This is a genomic window from Neorhizobium alkalisoli (assembly GCF_002968635.1).
Lineage (GTDB): Bacteria > Pseudomonadota > Alphaproteobacteria > Rhizobiales > Rhizobiaceae > Neorhizobium > Neorhizobium alkalisoli.
In genome coordinates, this window is record NZ_PVBN01000011.1 from 69,828 (window position 1) to 86,315 (window position 16,488).

Here is a 16,488-nt window from a genome sequence, read left to right on the forward strand (position 1 = left end):
GGCGGTGCCAACCCGCCGGCTGCCAAAGGATAGAGCAATGATTGTCACACGGTTCGTTCGGGCGCTTGTCGCCCTTTCTTCGCTTCTGGCTACCTCGGCTCTTGCTGCCGAGATCACCGACGTCGCCGGCAGAACGGTCGATATCGACTTGCCTGCCAAACGCGTAATTGTCGGAGAAGCGCGCCAGGTCCACGTGATCGCTGCCTTGCGCGGAGAGCAGACCTTCGACACCATCGTCGGCTGGCGTGACGATCTCTTGAAGAAGGATCCCGACAGCTATCAGGCCTATGTCGAACGCTTCCCCAATATCGCTAAACTTCCGCAATTCGGTTATGTGCCTCAGGGCAATTTCGATCTTGAAACGGCGATCACCCTTTCCCCCGACGTCATCACCTTGAATCTCGAAGCTGCCAAAGTGGCGAAGGAAAGCGGCTTCGAAGACAAGGCAGCAGCGGCCGGCATCAAAGTCGTCTATCTCGATTTCCGCATCGACCCGGACAAGAATACCGAACGTTCCATCGACATCCTGGGAAAGCTGTTCGGGGCGAGCGACAAGGCAGAAACCTTCAAGACCTATCGCAAGGCTCAGATCGCCCGAGTTACCGATCGCCTGGCGGGCGTGAAGGATTTGAAGCGTCCAAAAGTGTTTATCGAACGGTCACCCGGTATTTCGGGGGAAGACAGATGCTGCCGCACTTTCGGCCCATATAATTTCGGATCCATGGTCACTCAGGCCGGGGGTCAGAATATCGCCGACGGTATCATCAGCACCACCTTCGGCGATCTCAATCCCGAGCAACTGGTCGTATCCGACCCGGACCACGTTATCGTCACCGGCTCCAACTGGGCCGCCGAATCCGACATCAACCAATTTGTCGCCGTCGGCCGGGGCGCCGATCTGAAAGCTGCGCGCGAACGTCTCACGAACCTGATGAAGCGTACCCCGTTTCCCGAGGTGAAAGCCGCAAAAACGGGGCAGGTTCATGCCGTCTGGCATCAGTTCTACGGCGCACCCTACGAGTTCATTCCGATCCAGCAATTCGCTAAATGGTTCCATCCGGAGCTGTTTGCCGATCTCGATCCGGAGGCAACCTTCGTGGAGTTTCATAAGAAATTCCTACCTGTCACCTACAAGCCCGGCTATTTCGTCTCGCTTGAAAAAGGACTGAACTGATGGCGGTTTTGATACAGCAGCAGTCTGTTGTCGAAGGGGGCCAGCGTTACCGAAACCTCGCAGCGCGGAGGATCCTGATCCTCTGCTGTCTGCTAGCGGCCCTCGCCCTTAGCGTCGCCATCGATATCGGCCTCGGTCCGGCCCGCTACTCATTGGGTGAGGTCTTGGCTGCGATCTTCACGCCGGACGCAGTATCGAATCAGCTTCGCGTGGTGATCTGGGATATCCGCATGCCGATCGCGTTGATGGCCGTTACCGTGGGTGCCTGCCTCTCGGTTGCCGGGGCGCAAATGCAGACGATCCTCGCCAACCCCCTCGCCAGCCCCTTCACCCTGGGAATTTCGGCCGCAGCCGGCTTCGGCGCGGCTCTGGGCCTCGTTGCAGGCGTGGCGGTCTTTCCGGCCGCCGTGCAGTACATGGTTCCCATCAATGCGTTCCTGATGGCCATGGCCGCCTCACTCTTCATCTACGGTGTCTCGACACTCAGAGGCGTGACGGTCGAGACAATCGTCCTGCTTGGCATCGCCTTGGTCTTCACCTTCAACGCACTCCTGTCGCTGCTCGAATATCTCGCCTCAGAACAGGCACTTGCCGCTGTTGTCTTCTGGACGATGGGTTCGCTCACCAAGGCCACATGGAGCAAGGTGGCAGTCACCGGGGCGATACTGGTCGTCGTTATTCCGCTGTTTGCCCGCAATGCCTGGGCGCTGACGGCACTGCGGCTCGGCGACGAGAAAGCCTCCTCCTTCGGTGTCAGCGTCAGAAGGCTCCGTTTGGAAACCATGATGCTCGTAAGCCTCCTTGCAGCGATCCCGGTCTCCTTCGTCGGTACGATCGGCTTTGTAGGACTGGTCGGTCCCCATATCGCGCGCATGCTCGTCGGCGAGGACCAGCGCTTCTTTCTGCCGGGGTCTGCCATCTGCGGGGCTTTGTTGCTTTCAGCCACTTCCGTCGTATCGAAAATGTTGATCCCGGGTGCAATCCTGCCGATCGGCGTTATCACGGCTCTCGTCGGAGTCCCCTTTTTCTTCTCGCTGATCTTCACCAACAGGAGGCGCGCATGGTGAGCCTTGAGCTTTCCGGTGTGGGAGCGCGTTATGGCCGCACTCACATCTTCGCCGACATTACCACCGGCCCAATTAAAGGGGGTCATCTGACGGCGGTGATCGGACCGAACGCCGCCGGCAAATCCACACTCTTCAAGCGGATCGCCGGGCTGCTCAAAGGCGAGGGCGTCGTCGAGGTCTGCGGTGAAGACGCCTTATCGCGACCGATCTGCTATATGCCCCAGGATACTGGCGCCAACGCGGTCCTGACCGTCTACGAATCCGTACTGCTCGCCGCAAAGCAGGGGGCCGGCTGGCGCGTTGCAGACCAGGATCTCGCCGGGATCGATGAGATACTTCATTCGCTTGGCATCACCGATCTGGCATTCCGGGATCTCGGAGCGCTCTCGGGCGGACAGCGTCAGCTTGTTGCGATCGCGCAGGCGCTCGTCCGCAGGCCGCAGGTTCTTCTGATGGATGAACCGACGTCGGCACTCGATCTCTTCCGGCAGATCGAAGTGCTGCAGTATATGCGCGGGCTTGCCCGAAAGAGCGGGATCGCCGTGCTGATTGCGCTGCATGATCTCAATCACGCCATGCGATACTGCGATCATACCATGGTCGTCGCCGACGGCCGGCTTATTGCCAACGGGCCTACGACTGAGGTCATTACGGCATCGCTCCTCAGCGACGTTTACCGGGTCACCGCCCGCATCGAGACCTGTACCCATGGACGACCACTGGTTATCGTCGACGGCACCGCTTGAGCCGAAAATCCTTCGTCGCCAAGTTCCTTTGCCTCCTATCATCTGCCTAGAGATGCCCGGCGGTTCAGCGAGGAAGTGCGCAGATCCGACCGCGCACTCTTAAGAGGGTGCTTCCAGACTTCGAACTGAGGTCTCGTGTCGCGCAAACACTAGGTCAAGCTGGGTAGATTTCGGCTCGAACCCAAATAAGGGGAACGCTTGCGTCTTCCACGAAAGGAATCTGCAAACCGGTTGGCGTGGAGAGATTGCGACACCGAATTCATCGCCGGAATTAGAATAAACTTCCTTGAAGAAAGTGCCGTGAAAATCAAGATTGCAAGTAGCTGCATTTCAGATCGGCTTCAGCATCAAGAGGAACACCATGAGCCTGCGTATCAACGACATCGCCCCGGATTTCACGGCGGAGACCAGCCAGGGCACGATCCATTTCCACGACTGGATCGGCGATGGCTGGGCCGTTCTGTTTTCGCATCCGAAGAACTTCACCCCGGTTTGCACGACCGAACTCGGCACCATGGCTGGCCTTGAAGGCGAGTTCAAAAAGCGCGGCGTAAAGATTATCGGCATCTCCGTCGATCCGGTCGAAAGCCACGAAAAATGGAAGGGCGACATCAAGACCGCTACCGGCTTTGACGTCGAATATCCGTTGATCGGCGACCGCGACCTCAACGTTGCCAAGCTCTACGATATGTTGCCTGCCGGTGCAGGCAGCTCGTCGGAAGGCCGCACGCCCGCGGATAATGCCACTGTCCGCTCCGTCTACGTCATCGGTCCAGACAAGAAGATCAAATTGATCCTCACCTATCCGATGACGACCGGCCGCAATTTCAACGAGATCCTGCGGGCGATCGATTCCATCCAGCTGACTGCCAAGCATCAGGTCGCTACGCCTGCGAACTGGCAGCAGGGCGACGATGTCATTATCACCGCCGCCGTATCGAACGAGGATGCAATCACCAGGTTCGGCTCATTCGACACGGTCCTGCCTTACCTGCGCAAGACCAAGCAACCGGCTGCCTAGCGGTCTTTTTTCAAAGCTCGGAGACCCCTGCAACGATCGCGCGGGGGCACCCTGCCTTTTTGAGCGGCCGCCAAGCGTGGCCGAACCCCTTCGTGACACCTGCGCGCCGTAAATATCAACCGAGCCGTATCTCGGTCTGCTGGTCGAAGAGGTGGAGGTGAGACGGGTCGAAACACAGACCTATCACCTCACCGGATCGGATCGCCGCACGGTTGTTGAGCACGATGACAAGTTCCGGCTGCGTCGCCGTGGTGATGTAACTGCTGGCGCCCGTCGTCTCCACCGCGCCGACCGGCAACCGCAACATCGCATCCGCGTCGCCTGCGAGCTCAAAATGCTCGGGCCGAATACCGACCAGTAATGGCTGACCCGCCTTGACGGGTTTCATGAACGGAATCGTCTGTGGCTCGTCGAACTCGAGGAGGAGAGACTTTCCATCGGAGCCGGACGACGCAGGTACAAAATTCATGGCAGGTGAGCCGATGAACCCGGCAACAAACTTGTTCACCGGACGGTCATAAAGATCAAGCGGCGCGCCTTGCTGCTCAATAATACCCTGGCGCATCACGACGACATGATCGGCCATGGTCATCGCCTCAATCTGATCGTGCGTGACATAGACCGAGGTTGCCTTGAGGCGGTCATGAAGGGCGCGAATCTCCTTACGCATGTGCACGCGCAGCGCGGCATCGAGATTCGACAATGGCTCGTCGAACAGAAACGCTTTCGGATTGCGGATAATCGCCCGGCTCATCGCCACACGCTGGCGTTGACCGCCCGAAAGCTCCCTGGGATAACGGCCAAGGAGATGGGAAAGGCCGGTCGTCGCCGCGACCTCCTCGGCCTTGCGCTTTGCCTCAGCTTTGTCGATACCGCGAATGCGAAGACTATAGGTCAGGTTTTGCTCGACAGTCATATGCGGATAAAGCGCGTAGGATTGAAAAACCATGGCAAGGTCGCGTTTGCGGGGCGGCACCCCGTTCATCTTTGCACCTGCAATCACAAGATCCCCGCTCGAGATCGTCTCAAGACCCGCCAATGAGCGCAGAAGCGTCGATTTTCCGCAGCCTGATGGTCCGACCAATGCCACGAACGCGCCTTTGCGGATTTTCAGATCGATATCCCGCAGCGCATGGTAGGCGCCGTAATATTTGTTGATACCCGTCAGCTCGATCTGATGCACTGTCATTTGAGAGCTCCCGACGTCAGGCCGGACACGATCCGGCGCTGCAAGAGGACGAAGATGGCAAGGATGGGCGTCACATACATTGCCGCATAGGCCATGATATTGTTCCACTCGTTCGTGTTAGGCCCCATGAAAGAGTTGAGCCCCACGCTTGCCGGCTGGTATTCGATCGCCTGGATCATCGACTTCGAGTAGACGAATTCACCAAAGGCCTGCATGAAAATCAGGATCGCACTCACAAGAATGCCGTTGCGCGCAAGCGGCAGCACGATGTGGAAAAACGCGCCAAACCGGGAATTGCCGTCGACGAGTGCGGCTTCCTCGAGCTCTATCGGTACGCTCATGAAGGTGGCTCGCACCAGCACCACAAAAAACGGCATGCTTTTGGCTGCGATCGCCAAAATCACCGCAGTGCGCGGATAATCCAAGAGACCGATCTGCGAAAATCCGACGAAGATCGGTGTGATCATCAGCGAGGCCGGCAGCACCTGCAGCATCAAAATCAGGAATAGGCCTGCATCCACCCAGGCATTGCGGTAACGAGCAAGCACATAGGCGCAGCCCGTCCCAAGAATGGCGATCATCAAAACCGCCCCCGAGGCAATCACCACCGAATTCCAGAGATAACGACCGACATTGCGGCTTTCCCACACCGAGCGGTAAATGCTCCATTGGGGATCGGCCGGCCAGAACGACGGAGGCGAAGCAAACATGGCCGAGCCTGTTTTGATCGCCGTCACATACATCCAGTAGAGTGGGAACAGATAAACCGCCGCAAGCAGAACTGCGATCACCAACATGACTTTGTCGCGCAGGGCAAAACTCATCCGCGCACCTCATGGCGCGTGGAACGCACATAGACGACCGATGCAATCATCACAAAGACGATCATGATGACCGATATCGTTGCCCCTTGAGCAAAGTCATACTGTCGGAAGGAAAGGTCCCAGGCCCAATATTGCGCGACATTGGAGGAATTGTTTGGCCCTCCAGCAGTGATCGCGGCAAAAAGGTCGAATTGCTGCAGCGTGAAGATCAGGCCCAGCGAGATGATCGCTCCAATCGTCGAACGCATCATCGGCAAGGTGATGGTGAAGAAACGCTGGAAGACATTGGCCCCGTCAAGCTCGGCAGCCTCGTAAAGATCCTGAGGTATCGTCGACAACCCGACCGACAACAGGATCATGTTGAACGAAATGCCGAGCCAGATGTTGGCTATGACGACGGCCCAGAGCGAAAAACTCGGGTCGGAGCGCCAGAAAATGTTTCCGGTGATCAGCCCGGATTCCCGCAGCAAATAGTTCAGGACACCAAAATCACCGGACAAAATCCAGTTCCATATGGCGCCGACCACCAACCCCGGCATCACCCAAGAGACGAGAAAGAGGCCACGCAGCCAGGAGGCTCCGGGAAAGTTCGTCCAGAAAAAGAGGGCAAGCCCAAAGCCTATGATGAACTGGCCGGCAATCGAGGCGCTGACGAAGAGCGCCGTATTCTTAAGGATCGGCCAGGTCTCCGGCATGGAGAACAAGGTGGCGTAGTTCTTCAGACCAACGAAGGGCCGAAAAAACGTTCCAAGACTGAACATATCCACTTCCTGGAAGCTCATGACGATATTGTAGACCAGCGGCAGGCCCGCCATCATGAACAGGAAGGTGAGCGGCACCGACACCAGCGCGATATCGAATCCTCGCCCGTCGCTGATGGAAAGAAGCAATCTCCTCATGTTTCCTCCAGATCGGTATTTACCCCGGTCCGGAGCCGCAAGGACTGGCCACGGCGGCCCCGGCCGGGAGGAAGGAAAGGACGGCTAGCGAAATAGCCGTCTCAGTATCAGCCAAGCTCCGCCTTGATCTTCTGGTCGGCCTGATCGAGGGCGTCCTTGGGGCTCATCTGGCCGGTCAAAGCAGCCTGGATGGCATCCTGGATGGCCTTGGAAATTTTAGGCCAAGCCGGATGCGGCCCACGCGGCTGCGCATATTGCAGCTGCTCCTGGAAGACCTTCAGCCCGGCATCCTTCAGCGGCTGACCGGTCGGCGGAATAGCAAGATCCGAGCGGGCTGGCAGCTGGCCGAAATCCTTGAACATCCGGTTGTCCTGCGATACGAAATATTCAAGGACTTTAAAGGCTTCTTTCGGGTGCTGGGTTTTCGAGAAGATTGCCCAGTTGAAATCACCCATCGCCGACGAGCGTTTCGAGCCAACCTCCGGAAGCGGCAGAAGCGCCACCCCCCAATCGAACTTTGCTTCCTTGACCATGCGGTCCAGTTCCCAGGGGCCGGAAATTGCCATGGCAGCGTTACCCGAGTTGAAAGTCCCGGTGGAATCCCATTGGCTGCGGGTCAAAGTATCGCGGGAGGCGAGTTTCTCGTCGACGATCGTCTTCCAGATTTCCAACGCCTTGACGGCTCCCGGCGTGTTGATTTTGTCGTAACCTCCGCCCCCCATCTGCGCCCAGGGAAGGAACTGGAACGTGCCCTCCTCGTTCGCCTTGGCGGAGAAGGTGATCCCATAGACATTCTTGGCGGGGTCGGTCAGCTTGCGGGCGGTATCGACCAGCTCGTCCCAGGTCTGCGGCGGCTTGTCGGGATCGAGACCTTTGGCGCGGAACATGTCCTTATTGTAGTACATCGCGATCGTGTTGGTCGCCTTCGGCACACCGAAATAGCGTTCCTTCCACATCACCGACTTCAACGGACCGGGATAATAGTTGGCAGGCTTGATGACGCTCGACTGCGCGATCATATCGGTCAGATCAAGGAACGCGCCCCGCGATGAAAACAGTGCATGCTCCGGATTGTCGACGGCGATGATATCGGGGGCCTGTCCGGTCGAATACGCTCGCATCGCCTCGCTCACCACATCATCGAACTGGATCTGACGGTATTCGACGGTGATGCCGGTCTTCAGGTTGTTGAAATCCTTGATCAGGTTCGGTGCCGGCTGGATATCGCGATCGAGCGACCAGACGGTGATCTTCACATCCTCGGCCTTCGCCGAGGCCCAAAGCGTCGAGAAGCTTGCGACCGCAAGCGCCCCGACGAGTGCCAGTTTACGAATATCCATGCTCTCCTCCTTCAGGTTGAACTCACTGCGAATGCCTCCTCCAGGTCATCCCGCACGAGCGGCTGCGTCAGGCGGGATCGATGACAAAGTCACCGCCCCGGCAGGACTTCAGATAGTTCAGTGCATGTACCTGGCCGGTCATCTCAAGCGCATCGCGATAGACCGGATCGTGCCAACCCTCGATATCGATCGACCCAGTCCAGCCTGCCAGACGCAGTTCGGACACGACATCCGTCCAGTTGGTGTCCCCGAACCCCGGCGTGCGCATGAAAACAAAAGGATGTTTGCCGAAAATACCGTGTTCGCGGATAACGTCCCAGCGGATCGTCGCGTCCTTGCCGTGGACATGGAATATCTTCGAAGCCCATTTGCGGATCTGCGGCAGCGGCTCGATCAGATAGACCAACTGATGGCACGGCTCCCATTCAAGGCCGATATGATCATCCGGCGTTTCATTGAAAATCAATTCCCAGGCATCCGGATTGTGAGCAATGTTCCAGTCGCCGGTCTGCCAGTTGCCGTCCATCGCGCAGTTTTCGAACGCGATTCTGATCCCTTTGTCGGCAGCGCGCTTGGCAAGCTCGCTCCATATTTCACGATAACGCGGCAGGCTTTCCGGCAATGGCCGCCCCCGCAACCGGCCGGTGAATCCAGCAACGCAGGTGGCGCCAAAGTGATGGGCATTGTCGATGCAGTCTTTCCAGCCTTGCAGCGTCTGCAGGTCTATTTCCGTTTCCTCCAATGGATTGCCGAACATGCCGATGGTCGAAATGGTGATGTCACGGTCACCAATGGCTTCGCGGCAACGCTTGCCGAGGTCACCTACATCCTGCCCATTGGCCGTTTGCCAGAAGAACGGCTGGAAGCTTTCGAAGCCGAGATCGGCGATCTGTCCGATCCGTGCGGCTGCACTACCCTTCGTCGCGCTGACCATTGTCCCAATGCGAATAGATTTGGCTGGATTGCTCACTTCGAAGACCTCATGCTTGAATGACGACAGGTTGACCGGATTTTGCGCTCTCGATGGCGCCGAACACCATGGCCAGGCTCCTGATGTTGTCGAAACCGGCGGTCTCAGGAGGCCGCCCCGTTCGGATCGATTCCAGAAAATCCGCAATTACGCTGGCATGACCGTGCGTTTCTTCTTCACGCGGTGCAGCCGGTACGCCGATGATGCGATGGCCTTTCAGGAGGCCGCGTTCATCACCTGCAACCGTAGCGTCGAAGGCATCCTCGCCGTCCCAGGTGAGCATGCCCTTGGATCCGACCAACCGCCAGCAGCTCTCCCAGCTCGTCCGCCGTCCCTCCGCGCACCAGGAGCCGCGATAGGTGAAGACCACGTCGTCACTAAAGCGGAAGATCGCGTTCGCGGATGCTCCATGCGCATACCATGAGCCAGCCGGATTGGTTTCGACACAATAGACGGATTGCGGATGCCTCCCGCTGACAAAGCGCGCAGCATCGAATGTGTGGATGGCCATATCGAGAAGCAGCACATTGTCCATGGCTTCCCGAAACCCGCCAAAATGAGGCGCAATGAAAAAGTCGCAGTGGATGCCAGTCAGGTCACCCAAGGCTCCGCTTTCGACGACGCCCCGCATCCGACGCACGCCTGAAATGAAGCGGCGATTCTGCACAACCGCGTGTACGCGCCCTGCCTCCCCGGCCAGCCGAACGAGTTGTCGGGCCTCGTCGAGAGATGCGGCCATCGGCTTTTCGCTGAGCACGTGGCAGCCGTGTTTCAGACCCGCAGCGACAACAGCCTGGCGCGCGGCCGGTATCACCACGTCGAAAAGGATATCAGCCTTCGTTGACGCAAGCACCGCATCAAGATCGTTTCCGATTTCGACATTGTTCAGGCCAAAAGTTTCCGCGAGAGATTGGGCGACGACAACATCGAGATCAACCAGGCCAACAATCGTAACCGTTGTCGCCAGATGGGGCTGCGATGCAAGCGCTCGCAGCCACCCATGCGCCATGGCACCACATCCGCATAAGACGGCCTTCAATGTCACGAAACGTCCTCCAGCAGACAAAACTGACGCTCCTTCATCAGTTCCGTAAACGTTTACGATCCTAGTTGCAGATCAGCTTCTGTGTCAATAGGGTTCCGGAAACGATTACGATCTTGCGGGACAAAGCGATGAAGGGCATTCGCCGGCTGGCAGAACATCTGGACATCTCGATTGGCACGGTGTCACGCGCACTCAATGGCAAACCCGATGTCAACGAGGAAACCCGCCGCCGCGTTTTGGAGGCCGCTGAGAAGCTGGGCTACGTCGCCAATCAGTCGGGTCGCGCCCTCCGCAAAGGTGCAACCGGGGTCATCGGCTTCATGATGCAGACAGGCAGGGAAATCACCGGCCAAGGCGACACCTTCTTCATGAGTGTTTTTGACGGCGTTCAGGCAGTTCTAGCGCCACACAAGCTCGACCTAGTCGCGCTCTTGTGTTCGTCGGAAGAGGACCCCGACGACTATCTCAAGCGTATGGTTGCGCGCGGGTTTGCCGACGGAATCATCTTGTCTGCAACGCGGCGTCACGATCCTCGTTTCGAATTCCTGGCGCGCCACCAGATTCCCTTCGTCACCTTGGGTCGCAGCCTGACGGACGTTGGCCAGCCTTGGATCGACCTCGATTTCGAGGGGATGGCGGAGCAGTCCGTCGAGCGGCTGGTCGGCGCCGGCCATCGGGAAATCGGGTTTGTCTGGCCGCATGGCGAGCTCAATCTCGGTTACGTATTTATCGGAAGGTGCCGCCAGGCCCTTGCCCGTTTTGGGTTGACCCTCTCAGAACACAACATCTTCCGGACGACCCCGAGCGAAATGGGAGGTTATAGGGTGGCTCGAGAAATCAAGTCGATTGAGCGGCCACCCACTGCTCTCATCCTGGTCAATGAGACGCTGGTGACGGGGCTTTACCGCGGACTGGAGGAAGTGGGCCTGCAGCCGGGCCGCGATATCGCCATCATCGGCCGACAAAGCCCGCAAGCACGTTTTTTGTCTCCCACCCTCACGGGTTTTGACCTGTCACTTCGCGATCTCGGGGTTGCACTCGCCGAAGGGCTCTTGTCCACCATGCCCGCCTATGCCGAGCTTTATCCGAAGGCTGCCCGCCAGAAACTGTGGCCCATGACGCTGATCGAAGGCGAAAGCGGTTGAGACTGGTTGCTCAGCATAAAAACGGAGGCTCGAATATTCCGAGCTTGCAGAACAACATCCGCCGGACAGCGAGCCGCCGGCTCCATTCTCAGATCACGCCCCACGCCCGGAACCTCCCCCTGCCCGTCAGTTCCCGCAGCGAAAGTTCGGCCGCGATCTTCAACGCTCCCTGAGGGGTGACGCGGAGCGCCTCGGCGATCATGCCGGCAGATACCATTGGCGTTGACAGGACAAGATCGATCAGTTGCGGTAGCTTCGATGATTGTCTTTTGCCAGCCGCCCGATGTTGCATCTGCTGTTTTGCCAGAAGCAGCCGATCATGCTCCTTCAAGCCCAACTCAGCCGCCAGCGTGATCGCATCGAGAAATGCCTTCAACCGGGTGTCCCGGTTTCGGTCTGCACGACGCTCGCGCGCGATCTGTTTCAGCCCGAGATTGATTGTTGCCAGATGTGCGTTTGTGGCGCCAAGTTGCCGCAAGAATGCGGCTGGTAGTTGCCGGCCAAGCCACGGAGCATGCTGAAAGACCTGCAGGACATTCCAGGCATCCAGGAGCAAAGCGGCCCTTAGCAATGGCGGCAGGCCTTCCGTCTCCTGAACGACCGCTTGCCACTCCTCAAGTCGCTCGTCCTCGTCCCAATCCGTCTCATAGACCAGTGGATCCCGTTCGCGCCGCGGCTGGGGCTCGGCCGTTCTGGCTTCGGCAAGCAGCAGCTCGCTTCGCGCTAAAACCGCATCGATGGCGGCAAGATGGACCGCAAGTGGGTCGTCGTCCTCCTCCCCTTCCTCGGGTGAAGACTCAGGGGTTGGAGCGAAGGCTAGTTCGTCGAACCTTTCGTCGCCCCCTCCCCTTCCCCTGAGACTGCGCAATCCTTCAATGCTCAAGGCCCATTGGGGCGGATTGGAAAGAATGCGCCGGCGGGTGCGAAGCAGGTCATGTGCTATAGTGAGTTCATGGGTAGGCGCGCGCGCGCTCATGCCGGCGTCGTACAACACCAGGTCCTCAAGATGGATCAACTCTCCGTCGACCCACAAGGAAGCACATGCTTCGGAAAAATGAGTGCGCGCCGACCATCCCGCCCCGAGCGGCGAACGGCCGATCCGCTCGTCCAGTCTGGCAAGCGCGGACGTTGCTGCAGTCAAGGGTGAAAGCAGACTCTGGAGCGGTAATTTCGAAAGTTCGTAACGCATTGAAAAAGCGTTATCTGATTTGCCTTTTGAAAGCTATAAGGCCGTTCAGTTTCGCCACTGGGCGTTAACCATAATCGCCACTGTCTACGGAAGGCGGATGCTGAGCATAGCTTCAATCAGCATGCTAAAACGACAAACTCGTTCTCCAGAGCAGATCACGAATCGTAGCACTCATAATAGCTGCGTCGGCCGACTCTGGCTAGTCAATCGAGCCAACGGAACCCGATTCCCGAAGCGCCGTTGATTGCCGTTCAGAGAACAATACTCAGATGGATCATCATCTGCGCCACCATAGATCCGTCCTTAGCTGGGAATCCAATAGCCACCGCAATGCCGACGGAGCACTCGTTTCCAGGCCCCACAAGACCTGCCGCGAACGCCAAAAGATAACGGACCCTCGACGACGCCGGTCCCTCGCCCTGCTCTTGCCATCAGACCCCGCATGGAAGAGTACTGACGGTTCAGCAAATTCCCGAACAGCCGCGGTGGCGGCAAATTAATGGTGTTCGCCCTACTCCCCGAAGGGAGCGCCGCTACGACAGGACGGAGGCCAAAGCAGCCGGGGCTGATGAATGGGATTTTGTTGTCGAACCCTCACGAACCTCCTGAGAGCATCGAAGCGGAATTGCTGGAGGCGGAGATGACCGGGCGTTGGCACAGACCTACGTGCAGGGGACATCGACCAGAAGGTTAGGTCTATCGCGGACGCGATCTGTGGCCGTGCCTTTCGGCGCTGTCGATCTCGGCGCTTAGAAGCGGAGAAGGAGTGCCTGAAGGCGACTGTCGGGCGCGCTTATCACAGACATTTACCTATTTGGCTCTCCATCCCATATATAAAAGACCCCAGAAGCGGGTAGCATGATCAACCAAGCAGTGCGGATCGCCCTCGGTATCGACCCGGACCAACGGCGACAGATCGAGTCCGTTGAAATGGCTGGTTGCTGGAGCAACTTGGCCTGATCCAGGCTCCACCGCCACGACCACGCCGCCAATAACCTAATGAACACACACCCTCCACCTCGCCTGCACGAGGCGCGCCCTTGGTCACCACCCAATCCGAAACCAGATATTCAGCCACGCCGGCAAGAGCCGGCCCCGGTGCTCGCGAAGGAGATAGCCCCGCTCGGCCACCGCGAGGAGGCGGAGCGGGGTTCCACTGGCCGCGCAAACGTGGACGCCCGAGATTTCTGTGCCCGCCAATCCCGCTCCATCGAGAGTGACCGAACGCGCGCAGATCCACACTAGGCAGCACCTCTATCCGAGCCGCAAGCATTACGATTGAGGAACTCGACCGTAGTTAGCCGCGGCTAACTTGCAGTCATGAGGAGACCGAAGAGAGCCGGGTTCTGCCTCGGATACGATCGCGCAGCACCTATCGAAGCGCCCGCGAATCTGATTTTCTCAGGAAAGTGCGGCACCCCGGGCCAGAACGGCATGCCAGTTAGCCGCGGCTAACTGCCGGTCGGGTTACCTCTCGTTAACCAAAAAACCCTTGCCAAATCGACAGAATCGGGTCTCTTTCATCAACTGCGGTAAAAATCGTTTTCCTCGCCCAAAACCGTAGTTTTAAAAATTAGGCGCTCAAGTAATGAAGCAAGCTGTTGAGAAGAACGTCGTCCCTCTGGTGGCGGACCTCAAGGGACTTATCCAGCACCATTCCGCTGCACTGTCGGCACAGTTGCAGGCGCATCATCTGGCCGTCTTTCCGCCGAACGCGGAAAAGACGATCCGCAACTTTACCCCGGCTGAGACCGCAAGGATGATTGGCATCGGCGAGGGCTACCTGCGCCAGGTCGCGGCTGAAATGCCGGAACTTGCTGCCAGCCAAACCGGCGGTCGCCGAAGCTACTCGGCCGAAGATATTCAAGCATTGCGCGTTCATCTTGACCAGGGCAGCAGGGGAGGGCGCCGGTACCTGCCCCACCGTCGCGGCGATGAGGCGCTCCAAGTTGTCGCCGTCATGAATTTCAAAGGCGGCTCCGGCAAGACAACCACCTCGGCTCATATGGCCCAGTACCTCGCCTTGAGGGGCTACCGCGTCCTCGCCATCGACCTCGATCCACAAGCAAGCCTTTCGGCCCTTTTCGGGCATCAGCCCGAGCTCGACGTCGGCCCGAACGAGACACTTTACGGCGCAATTCGTTATGATGGCGAACGCCGCCCGATCGCCGAGATTGTCAGGGCCACCTACATTCCAGATCTACATCTCATCCCGGGCAACCTCGAACTCATGGAGTTCGAGCACGAGACCCCCCGCGCACTGATGAAGCGGCAGGTCGGCGACACTCTATTTTTTGCACGAATCGGACAGGCTCTCGCCCAGGCGCAGAATCTCTATGATGTCGTCGTGATCGATTGCCCACCGCAGCTTGGCTATCTTACGCTCTCAGCCCTGACCGCAGCCACATCCGTCCTTGTGACGGTGCATCCGCAAATGCTCGACGTCATGTCGATGAACCAGTTTCTGGCAATGACGGGCGATCTTCTCGAAGAGATCAGCAATGCAGGTGCCCGCTCCGACTATAACTGGATGCGCTATCTTGTAACCCGTTTCGAGCCTAGCGACGGACCTCAGAACCAGATGGTCGCATTCTTGCGCTCCATATTCGGAGAGCACGTACTGATCCATCCGATGTTGAAAAGCACCGCCGTCTCCGATGCCGGGCTTACCAACAACACGCTTTTTGAAGTCGAGCGCGGACAGTTCACGCGCTCGACATATGATCGCGCGTTAGAAGCCATGAACAACGTCAATGCCGAAATCGAGACCCTGATCAAGAAAGCGTGGGGGAGGGCCGCATGAGCAGAAAAGACGTTTTCGCCAATCTGCAGTCCTCAGCCCCAGCTCAGCCGGAGATTCGGCCTTCCAAGAATCGTCTCCGGCCGATCCTCGGTTCACCCGAATTGCTGGAGGACGGGTCACGTTCGCCGGTGGGTGCGATCGGCCAGTCCTTGAATGAAGTGAACGACCGCAATCGTCGGGCCGAAGAGATCGAGCGGCGACTGTCGCAAGGCCATGCCGTCGTCGCCCTGGATACCGCCGATATCGACCCCTCTTTCATTCCTGACCGTATGCCCGGCGCCAAGGAAGCCCATGATCGGCTCGTGGCTTCGATCCGTGAACAGGGCCAACAGGTACCAATCCTAGTCCGTCCTCACTCGGAAATTCCCGGTCGCTATCAGGTCGCCTTCGGGCACCGGCGCCTACGCGCAATCACCGAACTCGGCCTGCAGATCAATGCCGTTGTCCGCGAACTAACGGACGAACAGCTGGTCGTTGCTCAAGGTCAGGAAAACAACGAACGCCAAGACCTCACCTATATCGAAAAAGCGCGGTTTGCGCAGCGATTGCAGCAACGTTTTCCTCGGGACGTCATCATGGCTGCGATGTCGCTTTATAAAAGCGATCTGTCCAACATGCTCTCGGTGATCTCACGCATTCCAGCCGAGCTTATAGACATCATTGGTCCTGCACCCTCGGTCGGGCGGCGTAGCTGGATGGAACTCGCCGACCTTTTGTCCAGTGACAAGGTCATAGAGCGAGCAAGAGCCTTTCTGGAGAAATCCGAGCTCACCGACCGGGAATCTGAAGATCGATTCAAGGCGTTGATCGAGTATCTGAAGCCACGCCCGCAAAAAGCAAAGTCAGATGTCTGGGCCACCGGCACAGGCGCCCGCCTAGCAAAGGTCACTCACAACGACACCCGGGTCGAAATCCTAATCGATCGAAGGGAAGCGCCGGAATTTGCTGCCTTCGTACTCGACCGACTCAAAACTCTGTTCGAAGAGCACCGCTCCAAGAACTGATCGAACCAAAACACAAGCAGGAGCATCCAGCAAAAGAAAAAAGCCCCCGAACGTTACCGTCACGGAAGCTTT

Annotated in this window: 14 protein-coding genes; 7 read left to right on the forward strand and 7 right to left on the reverse strand. The window is 58.1% G+C overall.

All coding sequences use genetic code 11. From position 1 onward, the window contains the following. Positions 1-37: 37 nt before the first annotated feature. From C5L13_RS21685 to C5L13_RS21700, 4 genes are all read left to right on the forward strand, one after another. Positions 38-1,174, forward strand: a complete 1,137-nt coding sequence (locus tag C5L13_RS21685) for an ABC transporter substrate-binding protein (protein WP_105385348.1) — start codon at positions 38-40, stop codon at positions 1,172-1,174. Further along, the gene (locus C5L13_RS21690; protein WP_105385349.1) at positions 1,174-2,241 is read left to right on the forward strand and encodes a FecCD family ABC transporter permease; all 1,068 of its coding nucleotides are present in this window, start codon (positions 1,174-1,176) and stop codon (positions 2,239-2,241) included. The genes C5L13_RS21685 and C5L13_RS21690 overlap by 1 nt, the downstream gene beginning before the upstream one ends. Then, positions 2,235-2,987 (forward strand): ABC transporter ATP-binding protein, encoded by a 753-nt coding sequence (locus C5L13_RS21695; RefSeq protein WP_105385350.1) that lies wholly within the window; start codon positions 2,235-2,237, stop codon positions 2,985-2,987. The genes C5L13_RS21690 and C5L13_RS21695 overlap by 7 nt, the downstream gene beginning before the upstream one ends. Before the next feature lie 361 nt (positions 2,988-3,348). Further along, a complete protein-coding gene (locus C5L13_RS21700; protein ID WP_105385477.1) occupies positions 3,349-4,008 on the forward strand; it encodes a peroxiredoxin in 660 nt (219 codons plus the stop codon). Positions 4,009-4,123: 115 nt separating this feature from the next. Here C5L13_RS21700 and C5L13_RS21705 read toward each other — a convergent pair whose 3' ends face one another. From C5L13_RS21705 to C5L13_RS21730, 6 genes are all read right to left on the reverse strand, one after another. Next, positions 4,124-5,197, reverse strand: a complete 1,074-nt coding sequence (locus C5L13_RS21705; protein WP_105385351.1) for an ABC transporter ATP-binding protein — start codon at positions 5,195-5,197, stop codon at positions 4,124-4,126. After that, complete coding sequence (locus C5L13_RS21710; protein WP_105385352.1) at positions 5,194-6,021, reverse strand: carbohydrate ABC transporter permease; 828 nt, start codon at positions 6,019-6,021, stop codon at positions 5,194-5,196. The genes C5L13_RS21705 and C5L13_RS21710 overlap by 4 nt, the downstream gene beginning before the upstream one ends. After that, a complete protein-coding gene (locus tag C5L13_RS21715; RefSeq protein ID WP_105385353.1) occupies positions 6,018-6,920 on the reverse strand; it encodes a carbohydrate ABC transporter permease in 903 nt (300 codons plus the stop codon). Before C5L13_RS21715 ends, C5L13_RS21710 begins: the two co-directional genes overlap by 4 nt. Before the next feature lie 107 nt (positions 6,921-7,027). After that, positions 7,028-8,260: an ABC transporter substrate-binding protein gene (locus C5L13_RS21720; RefSeq protein ID WP_105385354.1), complete on the reverse strand. Its 1,233-nt coding sequence runs from the start codon at positions 8,258-8,260 to the stop codon at positions 7,028-7,030. A gap of 67 nt (positions 8,261-8,327) precedes the next feature. Then, entirely contained in the window at positions 8,328-9,230 is a 903-nt protein-coding gene (locus C5L13_RS21725) for a sugar phosphate isomerase/epimerase family protein (protein WP_105385355.1), read from the reverse strand. 10 nt (positions 9,231-9,240) lie between these two features. Further along, positions 9,241-10,275: a Gfo/Idh/MocA family protein gene (locus tag C5L13_RS21730; RefSeq protein WP_105385356.1), complete on the reverse strand. Its 1,035-nt coding sequence runs from the start codon at positions 10,273-10,275 to the stop codon at positions 9,241-9,243. Positions 10,276-10,403: 128 nt separating this feature from the next. Here C5L13_RS21730 and C5L13_RS21735 point away from each other — a divergent pair, with 128 nt between their 5' ends. Then, on the forward strand, positions 10,404-11,420 hold the full coding sequence (locus C5L13_RS21735; protein WP_105385357.1) for a LacI family DNA-binding transcriptional regulator: 1,017 nt from the start codon (positions 10,404-10,406) through the stop codon (positions 11,418-11,420). Positions 11,421-11,508: 88 nt separating this feature from the next. Here C5L13_RS21735 and C5L13_RS21740 read toward each other — a convergent pair whose 3' ends face one another. Then, entirely contained in the window at positions 11,509-12,609 is a 1,101-nt protein-coding gene (locus tag C5L13_RS21740) for an RHE_PE00001 family protein (protein ID WP_105385358.1), read from the reverse strand. Between the two features lie 1,588 nt (positions 12,610-14,197). Here C5L13_RS21740 and repA point away from each other — a divergent pair. Beyond that, the gene (repA, locus tag C5L13_RS21745; RefSeq protein WP_105385359.1) at positions 14,198-15,412 is read left to right on the forward strand and encodes a plasmid partitioning protein RepA; all 1,215 of its coding nucleotides are present in this window, start codon (positions 14,198-14,200) and stop codon (positions 15,410-15,412) included. Then, positions 15,409-16,416, forward strand: coding sequence for a plasmid partitioning protein RepB (gene repB, locus C5L13_RS21750; RefSeq protein WP_105385360.1), 1,008 nt, complete (start codon positions 15,409-15,411; stop codon positions 16,414-16,416). The genes repA and repB overlap by 4 nt, the downstream gene beginning before the upstream one ends. The last annotated feature ends 72 nt before the right edge of the window (positions 16,417-16,488 follow it).